Annotated in this window: 23 protein-coding genes; 14 read left to right on the top strand and 9 right to left on the bottom strand. The window is 73.8% G+C overall.

Annotation, left to right across the window (positions count from 1 at the left end; translation table 11 throughout):
* Position 1 precedes the first annotated feature (1 nt).
* Together DQ392_RS16340 and DQ392_RS16335 are read left to right on the top strand one after the other, a co-directional pair.
* The gene (locus DQ392_RS16340; RefSeq protein WP_114016585.1) at positions 2 to 1,270 is read left to right on the top strand and encodes an enolase C-terminal domain-like protein; all 1,269 of its coding nucleotides are present in this window, start codon (positions 2 to 4) and stop codon (positions 1,268 to 1,270) included.
* Positions 1,271 to 1,297: 27 nt separating this feature from the next.
* Positions 1,298 to 2,596: an alpha-amylase family protein gene (locus tag DQ392_RS16335; RefSeq protein WP_220182631.1), complete on the top strand. Its 1,299-nt coding sequence runs from the start codon at positions 1,298 to 1,300 to the stop codon at positions 2,594 to 2,596.
* Here DQ392_RS16335 and DQ392_RS16330 read toward each other — a convergent pair.
* The 3 genes from DQ392_RS16330 to DQ392_RS16320 form a co-directional block, all read right to left on the bottom strand.
* A complete protein-coding gene (locus tag DQ392_RS16330) occupies positions 2,540 to 3,070 on the bottom strand; it encodes a nitroreductase family protein (RefSeq protein ID WP_114016360.1) in 531 nt (176 codons plus the stop codon). The genes DQ392_RS16335 and DQ392_RS16330 overlap by 57 nt on opposite strands.
* A gap of 81 nt (positions 3,071 to 3,151) precedes the next feature.
* Positions 3,152 to 3,919: an ABC transporter ATP-binding protein gene (locus DQ392_RS16325; protein ID WP_114016359.1), complete on the bottom strand. Its 768-nt coding sequence runs from the start codon at positions 3,917 to 3,919 to the stop codon at positions 3,152 to 3,154.
* Complete coding sequence (locus DQ392_RS16320; RefSeq protein ID WP_114016358.1) at positions 3,916 to 5,007, bottom strand: ABC transporter permease; 1,092 nt, start codon at positions 5,005 to 5,007, stop codon at positions 3,916 to 3,918. The genes DQ392_RS16325 and DQ392_RS16320 overlap by 4 nt, the downstream gene beginning before the upstream one ends.
* Positions 5,008 to 5,177: 170 nt before the next feature.
* On the opposite strand from DQ392_RS16320, the gene DQ392_RS16315 reads away from it, so the two are divergent.
* Positions 5,178 to 6,386 (top strand): sensor histidine kinase, encoded by a 1,209-nt coding sequence (locus DQ392_RS16315; protein ID WP_245981542.1) that lies wholly within the window; start codon positions 5,178 to 5,180, stop codon positions 6,384 to 6,386.
* Complete coding sequence (locus DQ392_RS16310; RefSeq protein ID WP_114016356.1) at positions 6,383 to 7,018, top strand: response regulator; 636 nt, start codon at positions 6,383 to 6,385, stop codon at positions 7,016 to 7,018. The genes DQ392_RS16315 and DQ392_RS16310 overlap by 4 nt, the downstream gene beginning before the upstream one ends.
* Positions 7,019 to 7,074: 56 nt before the next feature.
* On the opposite strand, the gene DQ392_RS16305 is transcribed toward DQ392_RS16310, so the two are convergent.
* Complete coding sequence (locus DQ392_RS16305) at positions 7,075 to 7,593, bottom strand: hypothetical protein (protein WP_114016355.1); 519 nt, start codon at positions 7,591 to 7,593, stop codon at positions 7,075 to 7,077.
* A 169-nt stretch (positions 7,594 to 7,762) separates the two neighbouring features.
* Between DQ392_RS16305 and DQ392_RS16300 the strand changes: the two genes are divergently transcribed.
* On the top strand, positions 7,763 to 9,181 hold the full coding sequence (locus DQ392_RS16300; RefSeq protein WP_114016354.1) for a serine hydrolase domain-containing protein: 1,419 nt from the start codon (positions 7,763 to 7,765) through the stop codon (positions 9,179 to 9,181).
* Positions 9,182 to 9,421: 240 nt separating this feature from the next.
* Here DQ392_RS16300 and DQ392_RS16295 read toward each other — a convergent pair whose 3' ends face one another.
* Positions 9,422 to 10,438, bottom strand: a complete 1,017-nt coding sequence (locus DQ392_RS16295) for a PHP domain-containing protein (protein WP_114016353.1) — start codon at positions 10,436 to 10,438, stop codon at positions 9,422 to 9,424.
* A gap of 186 nt (positions 10,439 to 10,624) precedes the next feature.
* Entirely contained in the window at positions 10,625 to 11,863 is a 1,239-nt protein-coding gene (locus DQ392_RS16290) for an acyl-CoA dehydrogenase family protein (RefSeq protein ID WP_114016352.1), read from the bottom strand.
* A gap of 88 nt (positions 11,864 to 11,951) precedes the next feature.
* On the opposite strand from DQ392_RS16290, the gene DQ392_RS16285 reads away from it, so the two are divergent.
* A complete protein-coding gene (locus tag DQ392_RS16285) occupies positions 11,952 to 13,064 on the top strand; it encodes an acyl-CoA dehydrogenase family protein (protein WP_114016351.1) in 1,113 nt (370 codons plus the stop codon).
* A 105-nt stretch (positions 13,065 to 13,169) separates the two neighbouring features.
* Positions 13,170 to 13,604, top strand: coding sequence for a DUF7144 family membrane protein (locus tag DQ392_RS16280; RefSeq protein ID WP_181856453.1), 435 nt, complete (start codon positions 13,170 to 13,172; stop codon positions 13,602 to 13,604).
* 19 nt (positions 13,605 to 13,623) lie between these two features.
* Here DQ392_RS16280 and DQ392_RS16275 read toward each other — a convergent pair whose 3' ends face one another.
* Entirely contained in the window at positions 13,624 to 14,493 is an 870-nt protein-coding gene (locus DQ392_RS16275) for an IclR family transcriptional regulator (protein WP_114016349.1), read from the bottom strand.
* Positions 14,494 to 14,777: 284 nt separating this feature from the next.
* On the opposite strand from DQ392_RS16275, the gene DQ392_RS16270 reads away from it, so the two are divergent.
* From DQ392_RS16270 to DQ392_RS16255, 4 genes are read left to right on the top strand one after another with little or no spacing between them, the layout of a single operon-like run.
* Positions 14,778 to 15,353 carry a thioesterase family protein gene (locus DQ392_RS16270; RefSeq protein ID WP_114016348.1) on the top strand — a complete coding sequence of 192 codons (576 nt, stop codon included), beginning with the start codon at positions 14,778 to 14,780 and terminating at the stop codon, positions 15,351 to 15,353.
* A gap of 13 nt (positions 15,354 to 15,366) precedes the next feature.
* Positions 15,367 to 16,527 (top strand): acyl-CoA dehydrogenase family protein, encoded by a 1,161-nt coding sequence (locus DQ392_RS16265; protein WP_114016347.1) that lies wholly within the window; start codon positions 15,367 to 15,369, stop codon positions 16,525 to 16,527.
* Entirely contained in the window at positions 16,527 to 18,812 is a 2,286-nt protein-coding gene (locus tag DQ392_RS16260; RefSeq protein WP_114016346.1) for an acetate--CoA ligase family protein, read from the top strand. The genes DQ392_RS16265 and DQ392_RS16260 overlap by 1 nt, the downstream gene beginning before the upstream one ends.
* Entirely contained in the window at positions 18,809 to 19,645 is an 837-nt protein-coding gene (locus tag DQ392_RS16255; protein WP_245981540.1) for an enoyl-CoA hydratase-related protein, read from the top strand. Before DQ392_RS16260 ends, DQ392_RS16255 begins: the two co-directional genes overlap by 4 nt.
* Before the next feature lie 93 nt (positions 19,646 to 19,738).
* On the opposite strand, the gene DQ392_RS16250 is transcribed toward DQ392_RS16255, so the two are convergent.
* Positions 19,739 to 20,344, bottom strand: coding sequence for a TetR/AcrR family transcriptional regulator (locus tag DQ392_RS16250; RefSeq protein WP_114016345.1), 606 nt, complete (start codon positions 20,342 to 20,344; stop codon positions 19,739 to 19,741).
* Between the two features lie 253 nt (positions 20,345 to 20,597).
* On the opposite strand from DQ392_RS16250, the gene DQ392_RS16245 reads away from it, so the two are divergent.
* From DQ392_RS16245 to DQ392_RS16235, 3 genes are read left to right on the top strand one after another with little or no spacing between them, the layout of a single operon-like run.
* Positions 20,598 to 21,179 (top strand): (2Fe-2S)-binding protein, encoded by a 582-nt coding sequence (locus tag DQ392_RS16245; RefSeq protein WP_114016344.1) that lies wholly within the window; start codon positions 20,598 to 20,600, stop codon positions 21,177 to 21,179.
* Entirely contained in the window at positions 21,176 to 22,168 is a 993-nt protein-coding gene (locus tag DQ392_RS16240) for an FAD binding domain-containing protein (protein ID WP_114016343.1), read from the top strand. Before DQ392_RS16245 ends, DQ392_RS16240 begins: the two co-directional genes overlap by 4 nt.
* Positions 22,165 to 24,285 carry a xanthine dehydrogenase family protein molybdopterin-binding subunit gene (locus DQ392_RS16235; RefSeq protein ID WP_114016342.1) on the top strand — a complete coding sequence of 707 codons (2,121 nt, stop codon included), beginning with the start codon at positions 22,165 to 22,167 and terminating at the stop codon, positions 24,283 to 24,285. The genes DQ392_RS16240 and DQ392_RS16235 overlap by 4 nt, the downstream gene beginning before the upstream one ends.
* A gap of 336 nt (positions 24,286 to 24,621) precedes the next feature.
* Here the strand turns inward: DQ392_RS16235 and DQ392_RS16230 are convergent, their stop codons facing one another.
* Positions 24,622 to 25,047 carry a CBS domain-containing protein gene (locus DQ392_RS16230; protein ID WP_114016341.1) on the bottom strand — a complete coding sequence of 142 codons (426 nt, stop codon included), beginning with the start codon at positions 25,045 to 25,047 and terminating at the stop codon, positions 24,622 to 24,624.
* Between the last annotated feature and the right edge of the window lie 67 nt (positions 25,048 to 25,114).

Below are 25,114 nucleotides of genomic sequence, written 5' to 3'. Positions count from 1 at the left end.
CGTGAAGATCCTCGAAGCGGTACTGACACCGGTGGCGTTCGCCGACCCCCCGCTGCTCAACGTGATGGGGGTGCACGAGCCGTTCGCCCTGCGCAGCGTCGTCCAACTGCGCTGCGAGGACGGCGTGGTCGGACTCGGTGAGTCCTACGGCGACGCCGCGTTCCTCGGTGAGGCCCGCAAGGTGCTCCCACTGCTGGCCGGACACGACGTGTTCGACCTGCCGGGGCTGCACAGGACGGTGGCCCGCGCCCTCGCCGACACCGTGCTCACCGACGAACACGGGCTGATCGGCGGGTTCTCCCTGCGCAAGACCCTCTCCAGCGTCTTCTCCCTCTTCGAGGTGGCGTGTCTGGACGCCCAGGGGCACTGTCTGGGCCGCCCGGTCGCCGACCTGCTCGGCGGTGCGGCGCGCACGCGCGTCGAGTTCTGCGCCTACCTCTTCTACAAGTACGGAGCGCACCGCGGCAGCGGCCAGGGAACGGGCGCCGACCCCTGGGGGGAGATCCTCACTCCCGAGCAACTGGTCGCCTCAGCGCGGCACATGGTCGGCGAGTACGGCTTCGGCTCGCTCAAGCTCAAGGGCGGCGTCTTCCCGCCCGGGCAGGAGACCGAGGCGGTCCAGGCGCTTGCCGAGGCCTTCCCCGGCGCACCTGTGCGCCTCGACCCGAACGCGGCGTGGACGCCGGGGACGGCCGTCGAGGTGGCGAGGGAACTCGACGGCGTCCTGGAGTACCTGGAGGACCCCACGCCGGGTATCGAGGGCATGGCGCGGGTCGCCGACGCCGCGGCCATGCCCCTGGCCACCAACATGTGCCTGGTCGGCGTCGACGACATCGAACCGGCCTTCCGGGCCCGGGCGGTCGGCGTCCTGCTGACCGACCACCACTTCTGGGGCGGGCTGCGCGCCACACAAGCGCTGTCCACGACGTGCGAGAGCTTCGGCGTCAGCCTGTCCATGCACTCCAACAGCCACCTGGGGATCAGCCTCGCGGCGATGGTGCACGTCGCCGCCGCCACCGCGCACCTGACGTACGCCTGTGACACCCACTGGCCGTGGAAGACGGCGGACGTCATCGCACCCGGTGCGCTGGAGTTCCGCGACGGCGCCGTGCGGGTGCCGCAGACACCGGGGCTCGGCGTCGAGATCGACCCCGACGCGCTGGCCAGGGCCCACGAGGACTACGTGCGGTGCGGGCTCACCAAGCGCGACGACACCACCTACATGCGGCGGTACGTGCCCGGCTTCGAGCCGAACATCGCCCGGTGGTGAACCGGGCCCCGTGCCCACCGTGACCGTATGGGTGCCGGGCGTCTCGCCCGGCCGCGCAGAAAGGGCCGCCACGTGATGAAGGTGACGGGTTACGCCTACCCCTGGGACGTCCTCGGCGATCCGGACTTCACCGCCCGGGCGAGCGCGCTGGGGCTGGACGAGGTCGCGGTGGCGCTGGCGTACCACAGCACGCGTGCGGCGACACCGTGGTCGCCGCACGGCAGTTCCGTCGTGGCCCGGCACGCGGCCCTGTACCGTCCGCTGCGCCCGCACGTCTGGCAGGGGGCCGAGCTGACGCCGGCGGCCCCTGCGTGGCCGCCGTGGGCGGGGGCCGGCACGGACAGCGGCGGCGACGCCGTCCGCGCGCTGGGCGAGGCCGGTATCGCGGCGGCCGGATGGATCGTGCTCACCCACAACTCGCGGCTCGGCGAGGCCCACCCCTCCGCCGCCGTGCACAACTGCTTCGGCGAGGTGTATCCGTGGGCGCTGTGCCCTTCGCGGCCCGCCGTGCGGACCTACGCCGCCACGGTGACCGCCGAAGCGGTCCGTGACCTCGACCTGGCCTCGGTGATCCTGGAGGCGTGCGGCCCGCTCGGCGCCGTCCACCAGCACCAGCACGAGAAGACCGACGGCGTGTGGGCTCCGGCCGTCGCACGGCTGCTGTCGGTCTGCTGCTGCGCGGACTGCGCGGCGGGCTGGACGGAGCGCGGCTTCGAGCCCGCCACCGTCCGCGCCCGGATCCGCGCACAGGTGCGGGAGCTGATCAGCACGGGAGACCTCACCCTCACCGACGACGGGCTGCCCACCGGCGTCCGGGAGGCGGTCCTGGCCACCCGGCAGGCTTCGTGCGACGCGCTGCGCCGGGCGGTGCTGGAGCGCGTCGGGCCGGGTGTCCGTACCGTCCTGCACGGGTCCATGGACCCGTGGGCCACCGGCGCCCTGCCCGGTCTCACACCGGCGGCGCCCGCCGAGACCGACGCCGTCGTCCTCCAGAACTGGACGCCCACCCGGGCGAGTCGCAGCGCCGTCGCCGCGGCTCGGGCCGAACTCCCCGGGCGGGTGGCCGTCGGCAGCTACGTCACCGCGGTGGCGGCAGATCCCGTGCCGGACATGGGCTCCTACGTCGCCGCGCTGGCCGAGGCAGGCGCCGCCGAACTGCACCTCTACCACCTCGGACTGGCCGGTCCCGCCCGCTTCGCTGCTCTTGGGGCGGCATGCGACGCAGCGCGCGGACGCGCCCCCGGTCCGGCACCGCGGCTGCGGGGCGGCTCAGGTGACCCGTCGCACGAGTTCGCTCAGCGGGAGCCGACCTGTGGGGATCGCTGAGGTGCCCGGGGGCTTGGGTGCGGGGTGCCCGAGGGAGAGGGCGGTGCGGACCCGCCAGGGGTGTTGGACCTCGCACAGGGCACCGGCCTCGTCGGCGTGCGCGGCGGGGAAGAAGGACGCGGGGCAGGTCCCCAGGCCCTGGAGGTGGGCGGCGAGCATCATGTTCTGCGCGGCGCGGCCGGCGTCGAACTGGGCGTCCTCGCCCCCCGCCGCCTCGTCGACGGCCAGCGCGATCACCAGGGGGGCTGCCGCCAGGTGGCCCGCATAGGACCCGAGTCCGGCGAGCCTTCGCCGGACGAGGCGGTTGTGCACGACGACGAACCGCCAGGGCTGCCGGTTGCGTGCGGACCCGGTCCACCGGCCCGCCTCCAGCACCTGGTGCAGCTCCTCGTCGGTGACAGGTGCGCCGGTGAACCACCGGCTCGCCCGCATCGTCGTCAGCGCCGGGACGGCGGAGGGCGAAGGCGTGTCCATCACTGTTCCCTCTGTGCGCGTGCCTGAGCCGGTGGGAGGCCGCCGGCCGGGCCGGCGGCGTGTGTCTACGCGTCGATGCTCTCAGAGCACCTCCGCGCGCGGGCCGCGGGGCTGGGCCGGGCCGGACCCGGGCGGCGGCAGGCCGGGTGGGCGCCGTGGGGCGGTCAGCCGGCCGGGGCGGGGTGCGCCGAGGCACCCGTCCTGCACCTCGACGATCCGGTCGACGGCGCCGAGGTGGGCCCGGTCGTGGGTGACCAGCACGGTGGCGGTCGCCTGCCGGTGGGTGAGCCGGGTGATCAGGTCGATGACCGCGGCGCCGCGCTCGTGGTCGAGGGCGCTGGTCGGCTCGTCGATCAGGAGCACGGTCGGCTCGTTGACCAGGGCGCGGGCGATGTTGACGCGCTGGCGCTGGCCGCCGGACAGCTGGTGGGGGCGGCGGTCCGCCTGGTCGACCAGGCCGACGGCGTCGAGCAGTTCCCTCGCCCTGGGGCGGGCCTTGCCCGGGGAGCGGCCGTCGAGCTGCGCCATGACCTGGAGCTGTTCCGCGGCGGTGAGGGACGGCAGCAGATTGGGCTGCTGGAAGACGATGCCGATCTTGTGCCGGCGCAGCTCGGTCAGTGCGCCGCGGCCCATCCCCGCGGTGGTGGTGCCGTCGACGGTGACCGTTCCCGAGTCGGGTGTGATGAGGGTGGCGGCGACGGCGAGCAGGCTGGACTTGCCGGAGCCCGAGGGGCCGACGACCGCGGTGAGGCTGCCCTCCGGCACGTGCATGCTGACGCGGTCCAGGGCGGTCAGGCGGCCGTCCCCGTCGGGGTAGGTGAGGGTGACGTCGTTCAGGTGCAGGCTCATCGGGCGCTCCCCAGGGCTGTCAGCGGGTCGACGGAGGTGATGCGGCGGATGGACAGGGCGGCGCCCAGCGCACCGAGCGCGATCATCACGGCCGCGGGGACGAGGACGGTCGCGGGTGTCAGGGAGAACGGCACGGCGGAGCCCGAGACCGCGGCGCCGACGGCGGCGGCGAGGGTGGTGCCGATCAGCGTGCCGCCGGTCAGAAGGACGACGGCCTGGCCCAGCGCGTCGCGCAGGAGGTTCCCCGTGGAGGCGCCGAGGGCCTTCAAGACGGCGACGTCGCCGCTGCGCTGGATGGTCCATACGGTGAAGAAGGCACCGATGACCAGGGCCGAGATGGCGAAGAGGAAGCCGCGCATCAGTTGCAGCGAGCCGTTCTCCGACGTGTAGGAGCCGATCGCGGACAGCGAGTCGTCCCGCGAGACCGTCCTGGTGCCGGCCTGCTGGTCGACGGCCTGGACGTCGGCCCCCGAGTCGGTGCGCAGGGCGACGACGGTGGCCGTGGGGGCGTCGGTCTTCTCCGCGGCGGGCGGAGCGATCCGCTGCCAGGTCCGCAGGCTGGTGTAGACGACCGGGGTGTGGCTGAAGGAGGCCTCACCCCGCACGGCGGAGACGGTCAGCTCGTGTCCGGCGAGAGAGAGGGTGTCGCCCCGCCGCGTGCCGAGTTCCTCGGCCGCGGCGGTGGACAGCACGGCCGCGTCGTCGCCGATCCTGGTGCCCCCGGGGGCCAGCGAGGAGCCGGGCTGGACGCCGAAGGCGGAAACCCCGGCGCTCGCCTTGCCCGCGGTGGCCTTGGTGGTGGCGATGCCCAGCGGCTCGGCGCCGGTGACACCGGGCGCCTCGGCCCACCTGCGCCACTGGTCGCGGGTGACGGTGGAGTTGGAGTAGGACAGGTCCTCCCCGTCGCCGGGCTCGTCGAAGGCGATCCCGTCGGCGGACAGGCCGGTGATCGCGGAGACGTTCTGCTGTCCCAGTCCGGCGGTCAGTCCCGACAGCAGCCCGACCAGCAGGGTGATGAGCACGATCACGGTCCCCATCAGGGCGAACCGCCCCTTGGCGAACCTGAGGTCCCTCCAGGCGACGAACACTTCTTCAGCTGCCCTTCGTACGGCGGAATCGAGGAGGTCTCCACCGTCGCCGCTCCCCCACCCGCCGGGCATCGCGCGCAGGACCCCACTTCGCGAGGCGAAAGGTGGCGCCCCGGTTCCCTCTTTCGACAGAGGCCGCGGGCGGGAGACGTTCGTAGGCTGGGATGATCGTGAATGAGCTGACCCCCACCACCCGGGCCCTGACCTGGTGCCTGCACCTGCTCGTGTTCGGCCTTCTCGCGCTGACCGCCGTCCGTGCCGTGGCCGACACAGCGCCGGACGCGGTGACCGTCATCGCCGTGGCCGCCGTGCTCGGGCTGGTGTACGCGGCGGGACCGCTCCTGCCGGTGTTCAGCCGGTCCCGCCGGGCGGCTGCCGGGTGGCTGGCCGTCGTGGGTGCCGTCTGGCTGGTGCTTTTGGTGCTGGCCGCCGAAGGGGGCTACCTGGCCTTCCCGCTCTTCTTCCTCCAGCTCCACCTGCTCTCCCGGCGCGCAGGGCTGTTCGCGGTCGTCGTCACCACTCTCGCCGCGGTCGGCGCCTTCGCGGGGCACCAGGGGGGCTTCACGGTGGCCGTCGCGATCGGACCCGCGCTGGGAGCGGCGGTGGCGGTGGCCGTGGTGTGGGGCTACCAGGCCCTGTACCGCGAGAGCGAACGGCGCCGGCAGCTGATCGAGGAGCTGACCGCCACCCGGGCCGACCTGGCCGCCGCCCAGCACACGGCGGGCGTCCTGGAAGAGCGCGAACGTCTCGCCCGGGAGATCCACGACACCCTCGCGCAGGGGCTCTCCAGCATCCAGTTGCTCCTGCGCGCGGCCGAGCGGGCGCTGCCGGGGCAGGCGAAGGCCGCCGTCGGCTATGTCGGGCAGGCACGCCAGGCCGCCGTGGACAACCTCGCCGAGGCCCGCCGCTTCGTCGCCGCGCTGGCGCCGCCCGCGCTGGAGGGCGGCACACTGGCCGGGGCGCTCGAACGGCTGTGTGCCACCACCTCGGCCCGCCACCCGCTGACGGTCCGCTTCCACCTCACGGGCCGGCCCGTACCACTGCCCACCCCGCACGAGGTCGCGCTGCTGCGGATCGCACAGTCGGCGCTGTCGAACACGGCGCGCCACGCCCGGGCAGGACGCGTCGAGGTCACCCTCAGCTACCTCGGGGACCGCGTCGCCGTGGACGTCGTCGACGACGGGATCGGCTTCGATCCGCTTGAGACACCCGCCTCCGACGCCGACGCGGGCGGCTTCGGGCTGCCGGCCATGCGCGCACGCCTGCACGCGCTCGGCGGCACCCTCATCGTCGAATCCGCCCCCGGGCGCGGCACCGCCCTGGCCGCCCAGCTGCCCACCCACACCGCATCCCCCTCCGACGACGAGGCGCACCGATGACCGACAGTCCCCTCCGTCTGCTGCTCGCCGACGACCACCCCGTGGTCAGAGCCGGCCTGCGCGCCGTCCTGGAGACCGAACCGGACTTCGTCGTCGCCGCCGAAGCCGCCACCGCCGAGGACGCGGTCGCCCGCGCCGCCGAGGGCGGCATCGACGTCGTCCTGATGGATCTGCAGTTCGGCTCGGGGATGACGGGCGCGGCCGCCACCGCGGCCATCACGGCCCGCCCCGGCGCCCCCGGAGTCCTCGTCGTCACCACCTACGGCACCGACGCCGACACCCTGCCCGCCATCGAGGCGGGCGCCACCGGGTACCTCCTCAAGGACGCCCCGCCCGAAGACCTGGCCGACGCGGTGCGGACGGCCGCGGCGGGCCGCACCGCGCTCGCCCCGGCCGTCGCCGAACGGATCATGCAACGGATGCGCGCCCCCGGCAGCTCTCTCACCCAGCGCGAGACAGAGGTTCTCAGCCTGGTCGCCGAAGGGCTGTCCAACCAGCGCATCGGCGGGCGGCTCCACCTCACCGAGGGGACCGTCAAATCACATCTGGCGCGCATCTACGCCAAGCTGGACGTCGACTCGCGCACCGCCGCCGTGGCCGCCGCGGCCAACCTCGGTCTCATCCGCCGCTGACCGGCACGCCCGCCGGGCACGCCCCCCTGCTCCGGCTCCGCCTCCGGTGGCGGCACTCAGTGCTCGGGCAGCGGTTCGCCGCACCGGTAGCAGAACCGCGCGTCGCTCTCCGTGGCGAGCCGCCCGCACGCGTCGCACACCCGGTCGAGCAGGCAGGCGGCCTCCCCGGCCTCCCGGGCCCCACCGCCTTCGCCGCCGGGCCGCCCGATGGTGAGTCCGGGACGGCGGCGGTGGACGCTGAGGTACATCAGCCCCTGCTCACCGGCCGACAGGGCCCGGCGGCCGCCATGGCCCAGCCATACGACCGCGCCGGCCCGCAGGGTTTCCTGGCCGCTGTCGCTCTCCAGCCGGCCGCTTCCTTCCGTCACGTACAGCAGCACGTCCAGGTCGGGTTCGACCCAGGCACCGACCTCGGCGCCCGGCGCCAGGCGCACCAGGTTGGCGTCCAGCTGGCGGCCCGTGCGGTCGAGCCGCCACAGCGCCCCTCCCCCGTCCGCGGGCAGCCGACGCAGCAGGTCCGTCAGCTGTGCCAGTACGCCCGACGCCGGGGCGTGTGCCGCGCCGTTGTCCACCATGACCTCCGATGTGCGGGGAGGCCCCCGCGCCGGTTCCCTCCGCGCCGCCCCCGGGCGCGTCGCCCCCATTTTCTCAAGTCCGCGGGCGGAACGGACCTCGGCGTCCCGCCGCTCCCCGCCCGCCCGGGCCGGCTGCGTGCGCGGAATGCGCATGGGATGAACTGGGGACATGAGCGAACCGCGTGAGACCACTGGCGCCCCCTCCCACCCCCTGTGCGAAGAGTTGCTCCCCGTCACCCGGAGGGCGCTGGCGCACCGTCTCGCCACGGCGCAGGCCCAGGGGCGGGCGCCCTCGCTCGCAGCGGCCGTGTCCCGCGGTGGGGAAGTCGTGTGGACGGGAGCCAGAAGCGGTGTCGAGGAGGACGGGCCCGACGAGAACACCCAGTACCGCATCGGGTCGATCACCAAGACCTTCACCGCTGTCCTGGTCATGCGGCTGCGGGACGAAGGCGTGCTCGATCTCTCGGACCCGCTGGAGCGGCATCTGCCGGACACCCGCGTCGGCCACCTGACGCTCGCTCAGTTGCTCTCGCACACCGGCGGACTCGCCGCCGAGACCCCGGGGCCCTGGTGGGAGCGGAGCCCGGCGACACTGCGCCCCGAGCTGTCCGACGTGCTGGGCGACCAGCCGCTCAGGCATCCGGCGGGGCACCGTCATCACTACTCCAACCCCGGCTACGCCCTGCTCGGCTCGCTCGTCGAAGCCGTCCGCCGCGCGCCCTGGCACGAAGTGCTGCGGCGGGAGGTGCTCACCCCGCTGGGTCTGCACAGGACCGGGCCGCGACCCGAGGAGCCGTACGCCACGGGCTGGGCCGTGCACCCCTGGGCGGACGCGCTCCAGGCGGAGCCCGTCCAGGACCACGGCCTGATGGCGGCCGCGGGTCAACTGTGGTCCACCGCCGCCGATCTCGCCCGGTTCGCCGGCTTCCTGCTGCGGGGTGACGAGCGCGTCCTGGGCGCCGAGTCGGTGCGGGAGATGCGGGTGCCGTACGCGCCGGCCGCGGCCGGGGACTGGAGCCGCACCTACGGGTTGGGCGTCGCCCTCACGCGGCAGCACGGCCGGTCGCTGTCCGGGCACTCGGGTTCGCTGCCGGGCTATCTCGCGGCGCTGTGGATGTGTGAGGAGGAGGACCTGACGGCGGTGGTTCTGGCGAACTGCACGTCGGGACCCGCCCCGGAGACGGTGGCCGCCGACCTGATCCGGACGGTGGCGGACGCGGAGCCCCTGTTCCCCCAACCCTGGCGCCCGCTGCCCGAGGTCGATCCGGCGCTGCTGGAGGTGGCGGGGCCGTGGTACTGGGGGACCCAGGTGATCGGAGTGCGCGTGCGGGCGGGTGGCGCACTCGAACTGGCGCCGCTGTCGGGCACCGGGCGGCGCTCCCTGTTCAGGCCCGAGGGCGACGGCACCTGGACGGGTCTTGAGGGCTACTACGCCGGAGAGCGCCTGGAGGCGGTGCGGCGATCCGACGGCTCGGTCAGCCACCTGGATGTGGGCTCGTTCGTCTTCACCCGTGCCCCCTACGACCCGCAGGCCCCGGTGCCCGGCGGGGTGGACCCGCGCGGATGGCACGGCCTCCCCCAGGCGTGACCGCTCACAGCCGCTGACGCCACCCCGGCGCCAGGGCCGACCGGGGGGCTGCCGCGCGGGACGGTGCCCCCCGTCCTGGCGCTGTCTGGGCACCTCCGGGAAACGGTCGACGAGCTGTGCGCCTGGATCAGACGCCTGGTCGGCGACCACGTGGCGGGCCGCCGCACACCCACCGATCCCGGAGCACCGGCCCACCACCATCAGGACCTGGGGGCCACGTGAGGGGCTCGTGGGGGCTGGTCAGCTCTCGGCCGTCCAGGCCAGCAGTTCCCCGGCCGGCAGGGTGTTGACGACCCGTTCCGGCGGCACCCCGCACGCGGCCGCGCGCAGGCAGCCGCCCGCCTGCCAGTCGAGCTGGCCGGGCGCGTGCGCGTCGGTGTCGATGGCGAACCACGTTCCCGCGTCGAGGGCCTGCCGCAGCAGGCGGCGCGGTGGATCGCTGCGCTCGGGCCGGCAGTTGACCTCCACAGCCGTCCCCGACTCCGCGCACGCCGCGAAGACCTCCTCCGCGTCGAACTCCGATTCGGGCCGCCTCCTGCCCGACAGCAGCCTGCCCGTGCAGTGCCCCAGCACGTCCACCAGTGGATTGCGGACCGCCCGAAGCATCCGCGGCGTCATCAGCTCCCCGGGCATCCGCAGCTTCGAGTGCACCGACGCCACCACCACGTCGAGCCCGGCCAGCAACTCCTCTTCCTGGTCGAGCGTTCCGTCCTCCAGGATGTCGCACTCGATACCGGTGAGCAGCCGGAACGGTGCCAGCCGCTCGTTGACCTCCGCGACCACGTCCAGTTGCCGGCGCAGCCGCTGCGCCGAAAGGCCGCCCGCGATCGTCAGCCGCGGGGAGTGGTCGGTGAGGACCGCCCACTCGTGGCCGAGCGCCTTGGCCGTCGCCGCCATCTCCTCCAGCGAGCTGCCGCCGTCCGACCAGTCGGAGTGCAGATGGCAGTCGCCGCGCAGCGCCGCCCGCAGCGCGCGCGCCGCCTCCGGCAAAGGCGCCTCGTCGGCCGCCTCGGCCTCCAGCTTCGCCAGGTACCCCGGCACGTCGCCGGCCAGCGCCTCCCGCACGACCTGCGCGGTCCTGGGCCCCACGCCCTTGAGCGACTCCAGCGTGCCGGCGGCCGCCCGCTGCTCGGTCTCACCTGCGGGAAGAGCGGCCAGCACCCGGGCAGCCGTGCGGAAGGCCCGCACCCGGTACGTCGGTGCCTGTGCGCGCTCCAGCAGAAAGGCGATCCGCTCCAGCGCCGCCCGCGGCTCCACCTGTGCCCCTTCCGCAGCCGTTGACGCCAGGCTACGGCCGGGTGGCCCGGCACGCCCGCCGGGACGGACGCCCCGGGCGTGACGCGAGACGGACATCAGGCGTGTGACCAGCTCTTCGAGGGCGCTGCGATCGCTGGCTGCGGCCGCTGGGGGCGCTGCGGCATCCGTGGCCCGCTGTCGCCGCGCTCAGCTGCCCGGTGCGGGAGGGCGGGTCTCTTTGGGCAGGCCGAGTACCCGTTCGGCGATGATGTTGCGCTGGATCTCGTTCGACCCCGCGTAGAGGGTGTCGGCCCGCGAGAAGAGGAACAGCCGCTGCCAGTCGTCGAGGTCGTAGGGCTCGTCGGCGAGCATCCCGCCGGCGCCGAGGACGTCCATCGCGAGTTCACCGAGCTGCCGGTGCCAGGTCGCCCAGAAGATCTTGCCGATCGACGCCTCGGGACCCGGTGCCCCCGCCGCCACCGCGTCGAGCATCCGCAGGGCGTTGAACCGTATGGTCTCCAGACCGATCCATGCCTGGGCGATCCGGTCGCGGATCAGCGGGTCGTCGGCCGCTCCGTTGCGGCGGGCCAGGCCGATGAGGGCTTCCAGCTCCCGGCGGAATCCGACCTGCTGCCCCAGCGTGGAGACCCCTCGCTCGAAGCCGAGGGTGGCCATGGCCACCCTCCAGCCGTCGCCCGGGGCTGAGACGAGGTGTGCCGCATCGGTGCGCGCGCCGTCGAAGAAGACCTCGTTGAACTCGGAGGTGCCGGTCAGCTGGGTGATGGGGCGGATCTGCACTCCCGGCTGGTCGAGCGGCACCAGGAGGTACGACAGGCCGCGGTGGCGCGCGGAGCCGGCTTCGGTGCGGGCAAGGACGAAGCACCAGTCGGACTCGTGGGCGAGCGAGGTCCAGATCTTCTGCCCGGTGACGACCCACTGGCCCGCGCCTGCGCCGGGCTCGCCCCCGCCGCTTTCCGGCTCGCCCGTGCCGGAGCCGGGCGAGCCGTCCCACTCGGCCCGGGTGCGGATGTTGGCCAGGTCGGAGCCGGCGTCCGGCTCGCTGTACCCCTGGCACCACAGCTCGTCGACGGCGACGATCCTGGGCAGGAAGCGTGCGCGCTGTTGGGGGGTGCCGAAGGCGATCAGGGTGGGGCCCAGCAGTTGTTCACCGATGTGTCCCACCCGGGCGGGCGCGTCGGCGAGCGCGTACTCCTCGTGGAAGGCGACCTGTTGCTCCAGGGTGGCTCCCCGGCCGCCGTACTCCGTCGGCCATCCGACGCAGGTCCAGCCCGCCGCGGCCATGTGCCGCTCCCAGGCGAGGCGTTCGGCGAAGACCTCGTGCTCCCGGCCGGGTCCGCCACGGCCGCGCAGACCGGCGAACGCGCCGGTGAGGTTCGCCCGCAACCAGCCGCGTATCTCCGCCCGGAACTCCTCGACGCCGCTCATGGGGGTACGCTAATCTACCAAACACTTGTTAGGGAAGCCGGTCGGGCCCGCCCGCTCCGCTCGGCCCGCGCGGAGGGGAGCCAGGCGAGTGAGGCCGACAGAGGAACAGGAAGCGCTGCGATCCGCCGTACGGGCACTGCTGGCGCGGCACGAAGGTGCGGCCGCCTGGCGCCCGCTGACCGAACAGATCGGCGTCGCCGGCCTCCTCGTCCCCGAGGAGTACGGAGGGGCGGGCTGCGGGGCACGCGAGGCCGCCGTGGTGCTGGAAGAGCTGGGAAGGACACTGAGCCCCGCCCCCTACCTCGGTTCCGCGGTGGTGGCGGTACGCGCGCTGCTCGCCTCCGGCGACGCCGCCGCGTGCGCCCGCCTGCTGCCCGGCATCGCCGACGGCACGACGGTGGCTTCCCTGGCCTGGGCCGAGGAAGGCTCCTGGGACCCGGCGGCGCTGCGCGGCGAGGCCACGCCGCACGCCGACGGGAGCTGGCGCATCACCGCGGCCAAGGAACACGTCCTCGACGGCTCGGATGCCGACGTGGTGCTCGTCGCCGCCCGCACCCGAGCGGGCGTCTCGCTCTTCGAGGTGGCGCCGCGCACGGGCGGGCTGCGCCGCGAGGCGCTGGTCGCCATGGACCAGACGCGCTCGCTGGCACGCCTCGCACTCGACGGCGCCGAGGGCCGGCTCCTCGGGGCGGACGGCGACGGCGCCGGAGTCCTCGCCCGCGTCCTGGACCACGCCTGCACCGCCGTGGCCGCCGAGCAGGTCGGCGCGGCCGAGCACTGTCTTGAGCGCACGGTCGCCTACGCCGGTCAGCGCGTCCAGTTCGGCCGCCCGATCGGCTCCTTCCAGGCCGTCAAGCACCGGCTGGCGGACGCCTACGTGCTGGTCGAGTCGGCCCGCTCGGCGGCACTGGGCGCGGCCGTCGCGGCGGCCGCCGACGCACCGGACCTCACGCTCCACGCGGCCGCCGCCAAGTCGGCCTGCTCCGAGGCGCTCGCGGCGGTCGCCGGCGAGATGATCCAGCTGCACGGCGGCATCGGCATCACCTGGGAAGCCGACGCCCACCGCTACTTCAAGCGCGCGCACGGGGCGGCGCAGCTCTTCGGCCCGCCCGCCTGGCACCGGCAACGGCTGCTGACCGAACTGGGCCTGACGGCACCCCAAGCCGGCGCACCCGCGGCGGGAAGCACCCCACGGGGATGACGCCCCTCGAAAACGCCATCCCCCGCTCACCCCTTCGGCCGTATCCGGATGGCCACGGCGGCGCGTGAGCAGCAGCGTGGAGGCACCCGACCCAGGGAGCATCCGATGGCTCAGCCGACCGCACCGAGGCACGCCCCTCAGGGGTCTTCCGGCCCCAGCTCACACACCCGCGCCTGGGCGGTCGGAGGCACCGTGTTCGCCGGGGTCGTGCTCGTCGTGAACGGTCTGCTGGACATCCTCAAGGGCATCACCGCGGTCGCCTCCGACCAGATCTACACCGGAATCGACGACTACGTCTTCCGGTTCAACCTCACCGCGTGGGGCTGGGCCCTGCTGGCGGTCGGCGTGATCGCCCTGGCCGCCGGTCTCGGCCTGCTCGCCGACGCGCTGTGGGCCCGGATCGTGGGCGTCACGATGGCCTCGCTCAGCCTGCTCGCGAACTTCCTGTGGCTCCCCTACCAGCCGCTGTGGGCCGTCGTCTCGATCGGTCTCGGCGCCTCGCTGACGGCGAACCGCTCGGTGGGCGCCTCCTCCCTGTGAACCTTTCCGGCCCGGACTCTCAGGCCGTCCTGCCGCCTCCCCGGCCCACGTCGGCTCCGGCCGCGGGCACCGCCGCGGCCGCGGGGGCGATCAGGTCCCGGATGTCCTCGGCCGCCCGTCGCGCCTGCGCGCCCAGCTCCGCGAACCGCGCCTCGGGAACACGGTCCTTCGGGCCCCACACGCTGACGACGGCCACGGGCCGCTGCCAGGCGTCGAGCACGGGCGCGGCGACACCGTTGAGCTGCTCTTCGAGCTCGCCCAGGCTGACGCTGTATCCCTGCGTGCGGATTTCGGCCAGCTCGCCGTGCAGGCTCTCCCTGTCGGTGCGGGTGGTCTCGGTGAACTCGGCGAGGGGCCCGGAGAGCATCGCCTCCACCTCCTCCGCCGGCAGCCAGGCCAGCAGCGCCTTGCCCGCCGAGGAGGCGTGGATCGGCACCTGGCGCCCCAGCCAGCGCGCCGTGAGGACGACGGGCGGGGTCACCTCGTCGACATAGGTCAGTCCCAGACGCTGGGCGACCGCCAGGTTCGCGGTCTCGCCCGACTGGTGGCACAGCCGCTCCAGCACGGGGTGCGCGCGCCGGATCAGGCCCTCGACGCCCGCGGTCGCGGCCATCGTCGTCACGGCCGAACCGATGGTGTACCGGTTGGTCAGCGCGTCGCGTTCGACCATCGCGTGGTGTTCGAGGGTCGCCAGCAGCCGCCAGGCTGTCGCGCGGTTGAGCCCGCACTCCACGGCCAGCTCCGCCACGGGCCTCCCCTTCGGCGCGCTCGCCGCCACGGCGTTGAGCAGCGCGATGGCGCGCTCCAGCGACTGCACCCGGCCGCCCGCCGGTGGTCCGCCCGCCGGTGGTGCCTGTTCCTGTTCGTCGGGGGCGTGTGCCGCCGCCATCCGGTGCCTCCTGCCACGTCTTCTCTCCTCCCGGCAGCGTAATGGGCCAGCGCCGGGCCGCCGCCGCCCAGCGGGGGGAGCGACGCGGACCGGCCCGGGCCGCCGCCTGGGAAGCCGGCGATGCGGCCCGCTGACGCTCCGCGCTTGACGCGGCACCCACACACTCCATACGTTCACATTACGAGCGTACGTCGCACGATGTGAACGCTCGCCGGGCATGAGACGCCCCACGTACCGCACACCGCACACCGCACACCGCACACCGCACACCGCAAGGAGGCTGGATGAGCAGCGACACGGGAGAGCCCGGCCGTCCCGACAGGGTGGTGACCCCGTACGAGGGCACTGGACACAGAGACTGGGACGAGGCGAGGGAGATCCCCACTCCGCTGCGGCTGCACGACACCCCCGTCAGTCCCCGGTGGGTCGACTACAACGGGCACATGAGCGAGTCGTGCTACTTGCTCGTCTTCGGGGACAACTCCGACGCCTTCTTCCGCTACATCGGGATCGGCGAGGAGTACCGCGCGGCGGGACGCTCCCTCTACACGGTCGAGTCGCACCTGCACAACAAGCGCGAAGTGACCGAGGGCGAACCGCTCCAGCTCAGCCTGCGGCTCCTCGACTTCGACGCCAAGCGCGTCCACCTCTTCCACGAGATGCGGCACGGCACCGACCAGACGCTGCTCGCCACAGCCGAGCAGATGCTCGTGCACGTGGACGCAGGCAAGGGGCGTTCCTGCCCGCTCCCCGCGGAGCTGCAACAGCGTCTGGGCGCCATCCACCGCGCCCACTCCACAGCTCCACTGCCCGAAGTGGTCGGCAAACCGATGGGCATTCGACGAGACCGGAACACGTGAGGGAGCACAGCACATGCAGTTCGCGCTGACGGACGAACAGCGGATGATCGTGGAGACGGTGCGCAAGTTCGTCACCACGGAACTCGACCCGCACGCCGACGAGGTGGAGCGGACGGACGAGGTACCGCCGCAACTGGCCCGGCGGATCAGGAAGAAGGCGCTCGACGCCGGACTCTACGCAGCGAACATGCCGGCGGAGCTGGGCGGTGCCGGGCTCGACGCGGTGAGCATGGCCCTGGTCGAACGCGAACTGGGACGCACCGGATACGCGTTGCAGATGCTCGTCGCGCGCCCCAGCAACATCCTGGAGGCCTGCCAGGGCGAGCAGCGGGAACGGTACCTGCTGCCGACGATCAGGGGTGAGCGGCACGACTGTCTGGCCATGACGGAGCCGGGCGCCGGGTCGGACGTACGGAGCATGAAGACGCGCGCCGAGCGGGACGGCGGCGGCTACGTCCTCAACGGCACCAAGCACTTCATCAGCCACGCGGACGCCGCCGACTTCGCCGTCCTGTTCGCCGCCACCGGCACCGAGGAGACGGCACGCGGCACCAAGAGCCTGATCACCGCGTTCCTCGTGGACCTCGACACCCCCGGGGTCGAGGTGCGGCGCGGTTCGGCGTGCGTCTCGCACCGCGGCTACCACCAGTGCGAACTCTCCTTCACCGACGTCCGCGTCGCCACAGCGCAGCGGCTCGGCGAAGAGGGCAGGGGCTTCGAGCTGATGGGCGAGTGGCTGGGCGCCAGCCGGCTCTCCGTCGCCGCGACCAGTGTGGGGCGCGCGCGCCGGGTCCTGGAGATGACGACCCGGTGGGCGGCCGAGAGGGAGCAGTTCGGCCGGCCGATCGGGCGCTTCCAGGGAGTCGGCTTCCCGCTCGCGGACATGGCGACCGAGCTGGAGGCCGCCGAGCTGCTGACCCTGCGGGCCGCGTGGAAGCAGGACCAGGGGCTCATGACCGACCAGGACGTGGCCATGGCCAAGCTCTACGCCACCGAGGCACTGGCCAGGATCACCGACCAGGCGGTGCAGATATTCGGCGGCATGGGGCTCATGGAGGAGCTCCCCGTCGAACGGTACTGGCGCGACGCGCGTGTCGAACGCATCTGGGACGGCACCAGCGAGATCCAGCGCCACATCATCTCCCGCTCCATGCTGCGTCCTCTGGGCTCCTGATGACGGGGCGCAGCGACGAGACCGACGAGACACCCACGGGATACGGCCCGCGAGCGGAACCGCACCGCGGCGCGGAGCCCTCCCGTACCGCGGAGGCGGAGCCCTCCCGCACCGCGGAGGCGGGGAGCGACCGTTCGCGGCGGCTGCGGCGGTTGCTCGCTCCGCGGCACATCGCCGTGGTCGGCGGGGCGAGCGCGGCCGAGGCGGTACGGCAGTGCCGCGCCATCGGTTACACCGGCCGGATCTGGCCCGTGCACCCGCGAAGAGAGCACATCGAGGGCCTGCCCTGTCACCGCACCGTGGCCGAACTGCCCGAGGCACCCGACGCGGCACTGGTCGCCGTACCGAACACGGCGGCCGTCCCCGTGCTCGCACAACTCGCCGCACGCGGCGCGGGCGGCGCGGTGTGCTACGCGGCGGGGTTCGCCGAGGACGGCGCGGACGGCGCCCGGCTCCAGGAGGAGTTGCGCGAGGCGGCAGCAGGCATGCCGGTCATCGGCCCGAACTGCATCGGCGTGCTCAACTACCTCGACGGCAGCGCCCTGTGGCCCGACCAGCAGGGCGGCGCGAGGGTCGCGAGCGGGGTGGCGGTCGTCACCCAGAGCGGCAACATCGCCCAGAACCTCACCATGCAGCGCCGTTCGGTGCCGCTCGCCTACGTCGTCACGGCAGGCAACGGCGCGGTGACCGGCGTGCCCGAGCTCATCGAGAGCATGCTCGACGACCCGCGGGTGAGCGCCATCGGGCTGCACCTGGAGGGCATCGACGATGTGCCGGGCTTCTCGCGGGCCGCGCTCAGGGCCCTCGACGCGGGCGTGCCGGTGGTGGCGCTCAAAACAGGCACCTCCGAACTGGGCGCACGCGCCAACCTGAGTCACACCAGTTCCCTCGCGGGCTCGGACGTGCTGTGCGACGCGCTCTTCCGCCGGCTCGGCGTCGCGCGCGTGCACGAGGTCGGCACCTTCCTGGAGACGCTGAAACTCCTGCACGTGCACGGGGCGCTCACCGGGACCCGCGTCACCTCCGCGAGCTGCTCCGGCGGTGAGGCGGCGCTGATCGCCGACGCCGCACAGCAGCACGGCGCACACCTGCCCGAGCTGCCCGCCGACGTGGCCGCCCGGCTGCGCCAGGTGCTGGGCGACCACGTCCACGTGGCCAACCCGCTCGACTACCACACCTACATCTGGGGCGACGCGGAGGCCCAGCACGCCTGCTTCACCGCGCTCCAGGGCTCGGGTTTCGACCTCAACCTGCTGCTGCTCGACCTCCCGCGCGGCGACCGCTGCGCACCGGGGCTGTGGACGACCACGATGGACGCCTACACGGCGGCGGCCCAGACGACCGGCGCACCGGCCTGTGTGGTCAGCTCACTGCCCGAGGGGCTGCCGGAGGACGTCGGCGGCCGGCTGCTGGCGCGCGGCGTCGCGCCGATGCACGGCATGGCCGACTGCGTGCGCGCGATCGTCGCGGCAGGCGAGATCGGCAGGGCGCACCGGCGGCACCTGAGGGAGGGCACCCGGCAACCGGCCGGGGCAGCCGCACCCGACCCCGCCGCTCCGGGCGCGGAGCCGCCGGCACCGCTGGATGAGTACGCCGCCAAGCAGGCGCTGTCCGCACACGGCGTGCGGGTGCCCCGGGGGCGCGTCACACGGCAGCCGGCCACCCGGGCGCCGGACGAGGCCGCGGACCTGGCCGCCGAGCTGGGCTTCCCCGTGGTCGTCAAGGCGCTCTCGCCCGCTCTCGCGCACAAGAGCGAGGTCGGCGGCGTGCGGGTCGGGCTCACCGACCGCGAGGCGGTGCGCGAGGCGGTCCGCGCGATGACCCCCCTCGCCGAGCGCTTCCTCGTCGAAGAGATGGTGCCGGAGCCGGTGGCCGAACTGATCGTCGGCGTCCGCCGCGATCCGCAGTTCGGGCACGCCCTCACGGTCGGTGCCGGCGGCGTGCTGGTCGAACTCGTACGGGACACGGCGACGCTGCTGCTGCCCGCAGGGCGCGAGCAGATCGAGGAAGCGCTCGCGTCGCTGCGGATCTGGCCCGTGCTGCGGGGCTTCAGGGGCGGCCCTGAGGGTGACCTGGCGGCGGCCGTCGACGCGGTGCACGCCGTCGCCCGTTACGCGCGCCACGCCGCGGTCGCCGAGATCGACGTCAACCCGCTGCTCGTCCTGCCCTCGGGGCAGGGCGCGGTGGCCGTCGACGCGCTCATCGGACACGAGGCGCACGGAAGCCGGACATCAGACACGAAGAAGTCGGACGTGAAGCGCGAAGAAGGAGGACGAAGCACGTGAGCCAAGGAGAGGAGAAGGCCGTGGACGGACACGGAGGCGAGCAGGCGGAACCGGTCACGACACAGGTGTGCGACGGCGTCCTGGTGATCACGCTGGACCGGCCGAAGGCCAACGCGATCGATGTGCCCACCAGCCGCAAGCTGTACGCGGCCTTCGACCGGCTGCGGCGGGACGAGGGGCTGCGTGCCGCCGTGCTCACCGGCGGCGGGCCGCGGTTCTTCTCCGCGGGATGGGATCTCAAGGCGGCGGCAGCCGGCGGAGAGGGCATCGAGGCCGACCACGGACCCGGCGGCTTCGCCGGGCTGACGGAGTTCTTCGCCCTGGACAAGCCCGTGATCGCGGCGGTCAACGGGCTCGCGGTGGGCGGCGGTTTCGAACTCGCGCTGGCCGCCGACCTGGTCGTGGCCGAGGAGCACGCCGAGTTCGGCCTCCCGGAGGTCGGCATCGGCATGATCGCCGACTCGGGCGGTGTGCTGCGCCTGCCCAGGCGGCTGCCGCGCGCCGTCGCGAACGAGATGCTGCTCACCGGGCGGCGGATGGGCGCTGCCGAGGCCGTCCGCTGGGGACTGGTGAACCAGGTCTCGGGTGGCCACGGTACGGCCGTCGACGCCGCGCTGGCGCTCGGCCGGCGGGTCGCACAGGGTGCGCCGCTGGCGCTCCGCGCCGTCAAGGAGGTGCTGCGCGAGACGGAGGCGCTCGACGTCGAGACGGCCTACGCGCGCATGCGCAGCGGTGAGCTGCCCCGCTACCGCGCCGTGCTCGACTCCGAGGACGCCCAGGAGGGCCCGCGCGCCTTCGCGGAGAAGCGCTCCCCTCAGTGGCGGGGCCGGTAGCGACCGGGTTCGTCGGTGGCCGGCCGGTCGTGTGCCCCCTCGGTGGCACGGACGGTCGTCGGACCGAAGGGGAGGAGGCGGGTGGCCCCGGCGTCACTCCCGGGCACCGGGGCGGTGCGCCGGGCCGGGGGCGCCCGCGCGCAGGCCGTCCATCACCAGGTCCATCAGGCGGCTCGCGCGGGAACGCCAGTCGGTGTGCGGGTCGATCTGCCACAGGCCCGCGATGGCGAGGAGGAAGTCCTCGGGGGTCACGCCGGGGCGGATCGTTCCGGCACCCTCGTTGGCTTCGATGAGCGCGCCGATGGCCCTGGTCAGCGGGCCGTGCCCGAGGCCGGCGAGCGTGCCGCGCGCGCTGGTGGCCTTGCGCAGCGCATCGGCCAGTCCCGCCTTGGCCATCGCGTACTGGGCGAGCCGGTCCATCCACTCGCGCAGCGCGCGGTCCGGCGGCCGGGTCCTGAGCAGTTGGTCAGCCGTGTCGGCCACCTGCTGGACCTCGTAGCGGTAGACCTCCAGGACCAGCGCCTCTCTGCTGGGGAAGTTCCGGTAGAAGGTGCCCTGGCCGACGCACGCCTTCTTCGCGATGGCGCTCAGCGGCGCGTCCGCCGCGCGGGTCAGCTCCGCCAGGGCCACTTCGAGGATGCGCTCGCGATTGCGCTGCGCGTCCGAGCGCAGCGGCGCCTTCGGCTTGGGGTCCCGCACTCGTGCTCCTCTCCGTCGTCCCGCCGTCGAACCACCCGCGCGGCACGGGCGTCGGCGCGGAGGGCTCTTGCGAAAGCGGACAACTGTCCTCTACGTTCGGGACGACCGCACATGGACAGTTGTCCGCTTCCCGTCTTCTCACCATAGCGGCGGACGACGGCACAGTGGCCCAGGGCCGCCTGCCGCACCCGCCGCGCACACCGCACGCGCCCAACCGACTCGTCCCGCACCGCACTTTCGAAAGAAGCCGCCCATGGCTCCTGCCACTGCCAGCGCGATCACGTTGACCGTCAACGGAGAGAAACACACCCTGACCGTCGATCACCGCACCACCCTGCTCGACGCGCTGCGCGAGCGCCTCGAGCTGACCGGCACCAAGAAGGGCTGCGACCAGGGCCAGTGCGGCGCCTGCACGGTGCTCGTCGGCGGCCGGCGCGTCGTCTCCTGCCTGCAACTCGCGGTCGCGGTGGGGGACGAGGACGTCACCACGATCGAAGGCGTGGCCAACGGCGAGCACCTGCACCCCGTGCAGCAGGCCTTCCTCGACCTCGACGGGTTCCAGTGCGGCTACTGCACGCCGGGCCAGATCTGTTCCGCGCTCGCCGTACTGGAGGAGCACGCGGCGGGCTGGCCGAGCGCCGCGACCGAGGACGTGCGGCCCGAGGCCGGACCGCCCGCCCTGACCCCGGAGGAGATACGGGAGCGGATGAGCGGCAACCTGTGCCGCTGCGGCGCCTACGTGTCGATCGTCCAGGCGGTCGCGCACGCCGCCGAGCAGACGGGCGGACGGACCGCCGAAGAGCCCCAGAAGGAGACGAAGGAGCCCGCCGCGTGAAGGAGTTCACCTACGAGCGGGCACGGGATGTCGGCGGCGCCGTCGCCCTGCTCGACGCCGACCCGCAGGCACGCTGCCTGGCCGGCGGCACCAACCTCGTCGACCTGATGAAGGCCGGGGTGGAGCGTCCTGGGCAGCTCGTCGACGTGCGCGCGCTGCCGCTGGACCGTATCGAGCCCACCGACGACGGCGGACTGCGTGTGGGCGCCACGGTCACCAACAGCGACCTCGCCGCCCATCCTCAGATCCGGCGCCACTACCCCGCGCTGGCCCAGGCGGTCCTGGAGGGGGCCTCCGGCCAGCTGCGCAACATGGCGACCGTGGGCGGCAACCTTTTGCAGCGCACCCGCTGCGCCTACTTCACCGACACCGCGCTCCCCTGCAACAAGCGCTCGCCCGGATCCGGCTGCCCGGCCCGCACCGGCGAGCACCACAACCACGCGATCCTCGGCGCCTCCGAGCACTGCGTGGCCGTCCACCCCTCGGACATGGGGGTGGCACTGGCCGCCTTCGACGCCGTCGTCACCTACGAGACGGCCGAGGGGGCCGCGGAGCTGCCGCTCGCCGACTTCTACTTGCCGGTGGGCGAGACCCCGCACCTCGAAACGGCGCTGCCTCCGGGCGCGTTGATCACCTCGGTGACGCTGCCGCCCGCCCCGGTGGCGGCGCGGTCGCGCTACCGCAAGGTCCGCGAGCGGGCCTCGTACGCGTTCGCCATCGGCTCGGCGGCCGCCGCGCTCGACGTGTCGGAGGGCGTGGTGCGCGAGGTGCGGCTGGCCTTCGGCGCCGTCGCCTCGCGCCCCTGGCGGGCCCGCGTCGCCGAACGCGTACTGACCGGGCAGCCGGCCTCGGGTGCCGCGTTCGCTCAGGCCGTCGACGCCGAACTGGCCGCTGCCGAGGCCCTGCCGCTCAACGCCTACAAGGTGCCCCTGATGCGCAATCTGGTGCTCGCCCTGCTCACCGAACTGGCCGAGGAGGCCGCCCGATGACCACCACGGCGAAACCCCCGGCCGTCGGGGTCGCCCACTCCCGCGTCGAGGGCCGCGACAAGGTCACGGGCGCCGCCCGGTACGCGAGCGAACACCATTTCGAACAACTGGCACACGGCTGGTTCGTGCTCTCCACCGTCGCACGCGGACGCGTCCGCGCCGTCGACGACGAGGCGGTACGGGCCATGCCGGGAGTGGTGGCCGTACTCCACCACGGCAACGCGCCGCACGTGGCGACCGACTACGTGTCCTTCCTCGGCCCGCCCGACCCCACCTGCGCGGTCTTCCAGAACGACCGGGTGCCGCACGCGGGATGGCCCGTGGCGCTCGTCGTCGCCGAGACCCCCGAGCAGGCCAGGGAGGCCGCCGAGGCGCTCGTGGTCGAGTACGACGAGGAAGCGCACGACATCGCCTTCCGCGCCGACCGGCCCGACGCCTACGTCCCCGACCAGGGCAGCCCGGTGGCGGCCAAGGGCGACCTGGACGCCGAACTGGCCGCCTCCGCCGTGGTACTCGACGCCACCTACAGCACGCCGGAGCAGCACCACAGCGCCATGGAACCGCACGCCGCCACGGCCAGGTGGGACGGCGGACGGCTGGAGGTCTTCGACTCCAACCAGGGCAGCATGTGGGTGGCGGACGAGCTCGCCAAGATGTTCTCGCTCGACCCGGCCTCCGTACGGGTGCGCTCCGAGCACATCGGTGGCGCCTTCGGCTCCAAGGGCATGCGCCCGCACCAGGCCGCCGCGGTGATGGCGGCGACCGCGCTGGACCGCCCGGTACGCGTCGCGCTGACCCGCCGGCAGACGTTCGCGATCACCGGGTACCGCAGTCCGACCACACAGCGCGTGCGGCTCGGGGCCGACCATGACGGGCGGCTGCGCGCCTTCGGGCACGAGGTGCTCAACCTCACCTCCACGCTGCGTCCCTTCGTCGAGACCAGCGCCGCCCTCGGCCGCGTCCTGTACGACGCCGAGGCCCACCACACGGCACACCGGATCGTCGAGCTGGACGTGCCGACGCCGACCTGGATGCGCGCGCCCGGGGAGGCGCCGGGCTCCTTCGCGGTGGAGACCGCACTGGACGAGCTCGCCGAACGCCTGGGCATGGACCCGATCGCGTTGCGGGCCCGCAACGAACCTGCCGTCGGTCCGCTGTCCGGGCTGCCGTTCAGCAGTCGCGACCTGCTGGGCTGCTTCACGGAGGGTGCACGCCGGTTCGGCTGGGCCGACCGCGATCCGCGCCCCCGCACCCGCCGCGAGGGCCGCTGGCTGCTCGGCACCGGCACGGCGGCCGCGACCTACCCCTCGGGGGCCGCACCGTCCACCGCTTCGGTCACGGCCGAGCCCGACGGTGGTTTCACCGTGCGCATCTCGGCCGCCGACGTGGGCACGGGCGCCCGGACGGCGCTCACTCTCGTCGCCGCCGAGGTCCTCGGCGTCGACCCCGCAGGCGTGACCGTCCGCATCGGTGACAGCGACTTCGGACCCGCCTGGGTGGCGGGCGGCTCCATGGGGACCCGCTCCTGGGCCTGGGCCGTCACCTCGGCGGCGGAGGACCTGCGCGACCAGTTGGCGCTGAGGGGCCAGGACGTTCCGCCGGAGGGACTCACGGCGCGTGTGGACACGGCCCGGCTGCTGGCGGAACTCGCGAAGAAGGAACGGCACTCCTTCGGGGCCCAGTTCGCCGAGGTGGCCGTCGACGTCCACACCGGCGAGGTCCGCGTACGCCGCATGCTGGGCGTCTTCGCGGCGGGGCGCATCGTCAACCCGCTCACCGCCCGCAGCCAGCTCGTCGGCGGTATGACGTGGGGCATCTCCATGGCCCTGCACGAGGAGGCCGTCCGCGACCCCGCCTCGGGCCGGCACATCGGCGCGGACCTGGCGGGCTACCACGTCGCCGCCAACGCGGACGTCCCGCTGGTCGAGGCGGACTGGATCGACGACCCGGTCCCCGGCGATCCGCTCGGCATCAAGGGCGTCGGTGAACTGGGCATCGTCGGCGCAGCCGCGGCGATCACCAACGCCGTCTGGCACGCGACGGGTGTGCGCCACCGGGACCTGCCGCTGCGCCCCGACCGCGTGCTGCGGGCGGAGGAGGCCGGTCAGGGCGCGTAACGGCTCCCCCGCCGACAGCCGTGGCGCGGCGCTCGCGGCACGGGGTGCCCTCGGGATCGCCCGGAGGGCACCCCGGCCGTGCCGGGCCGGCGGTGCGACGACGGGTGACGCCGCGCCTCACACCGAGGATCAGACGCCCGGCGACGGGTGACGCCCCGCCTACCCCGGACGCCCGGCGGCAGGTGAGCCCGCGCCTCACGCGGAGGTGCCGGGTGGGAGCCACCGGCAGCAGCCGCCGCCCCGCTTCTCCAGCCAGCCGTTCACGCTGCTGAGCCGCGGTGACCCGGCGGCGTCGTACCGCCGGGTCACCTGCGCCGTGCACGTCCGGAGGACGGGTCAGGCGTAGACCCGCTCCACGAACTCGGCGAGCTGGTCGTCGCTCAGGTGGTGGGCCAGGTCGGCCTCGCTGATCAGGCCGACCAGCCGCTTGTTCCCGTCGATGACCGGCAGGCGCCGGATCTGGTTGCCCTCCATCTCGCGGAGCACCTCGTCCAGGCCCGCTTCCGTGCTGACCCAGCGCGGGGTGCCCTGGCACAGGTCTCCCGCCGTGACCCTCGCGGGATCGTGTCCCGCCGCGACGCAGTCGACCACGATGTCGCGGTCGGTGAGGATGCCGCACATCCGCTCGTCGGCGTCGGTGGGGTCACTCACGGGCAGGGCTCCCACGTCGAGCTCGCGCATGAGCTGCGCGGCACGGTCGAGGGTCTCGGTGGCGGGCACCCACTGGGCGCCGGGGTGCATGATGTCGGCTGCGGTGGTCATGGCGTCCCTCCTGTCGACGCGGTTCAGCCGTTCGCTCGGCCCCCTCGTCCATCGTCCCCGCCGTTGC

This window comes from Streptomyces reniochalinae, assembly GCF_003323735.1.
In the GTDB taxonomy this organism is placed as follows: domain Bacteria; phylum Actinomycetota; class Actinomycetes; order Streptomycetales; family Streptomycetaceae; genus Streptomyces; species Streptomyces reniochalinae.
This window is presented reverse-complemented; position numbering and strand designations above follow the sequence as displayed.

What these genes read in the sequence shown, in the direction of transcription:
- DQ392_RS16335 (WP_220182631.1), top strand. Translation starts at nt 1,298, where the DNA reads ATGGGTGCCGGGCGTCTCGCCCGGCCGCGCAGAAAGGGCCGCCACGTG.
- DQ392_RS16330 (WP_114016360.1), bottom strand. Translation starts at nt 3,070, where the DNA reads ATGGACACGCCTTCGCCCTCCGCCGTCCCGGCGCTGACGACGATGCGG.
- DQ392_RS16325 (WP_114016359.1), bottom strand. Translation starts at nt 3,919, where the DNA reads ATGAGCCTGCACCTGAACGACGTCACCCTCACCTACCCCGACGGGGAC.
- DQ392_RS16310 (WP_114016356.1), top strand. Translation starts at nt 6,383, where the DNA reads ATGACCGACAGTCCCCTCCGTCTGCTGCTCGCCGACGACCACCCCGTG.
- DQ392_RS16305 (WP_114016355.1), bottom strand. Translation starts at nt 7,593, where the DNA reads ATGGTGGACAACGGCGCGGCACACGCCCCGGCGTCGGGCGTACTGGCA.
- DQ392_RS16300 (WP_114016354.1), top strand. Translation starts at nt 7,763, where the DNA reads ATGAGCGAACCGCGTGAGACCACTGGCGCCCCCTCCCACCCCCTGTGC.
- DQ392_RS16290 (WP_114016352.1), bottom strand. Translation starts at nt 11,863, where the DNA reads ATGAGCGGCGTCGAGGAGTTCCGGGCGGAGATACGCGGCTGGTTGCGG.
- DQ392_RS16280 (WP_181856453.1), top strand. Translation starts at nt 13,170, where the DNA reads ATGGCTCAGCCGACCGCACCGAGGCACGCCCCTCAGGGGTCTTCCGGC.
- DQ392_RS16275 (WP_114016349.1), bottom strand. Translation starts at nt 14,493, where the DNA reads ATGGCGGCGGCACACGCCCCCGACGAACAGGAACAGGCACCACCGGCG.
- DQ392_RS16270 (WP_114016348.1), top strand. Translation starts at nt 14,778, where the DNA reads ATGAGCAGCGACACGGGAGAGCCCGGCCGTCCCGACAGGGTGGTGACC.
- DQ392_RS16265 (WP_114016347.1), top strand. Translation starts at nt 15,367, where the DNA reads ATGCAGTTCGCGCTGACGGACGAACAGCGGATGATCGTGGAGACGGTG.
- DQ392_RS16260 (WP_114016346.1), top strand. Translation starts at nt 16,527, where the DNA reads ATGACGGGGCGCAGCGACGAGACCGACGAGACACCCACGGGATACGGC.
- DQ392_RS16245 (WP_114016344.1), top strand. Translation starts at nt 20,598, where the DNA reads ATGGCTCCTGCCACTGCCAGCGCGATCACGTTGACCGTCAACGGAGAG.
- DQ392_RS16235 (WP_114016342.1), top strand. Translation starts at nt 22,165, where the DNA reads ATGACCACCACGGCGAAACCCCCGGCCGTCGGGGTCGCCCACTCCCGC.
- DQ392_RS16230 (WP_114016341.1), bottom strand. Translation starts at nt 25,047, where the DNA reads ATGACCACCGCAGCCGACATCATGCACCCCGGCGCCCAGTGGGTGCCC.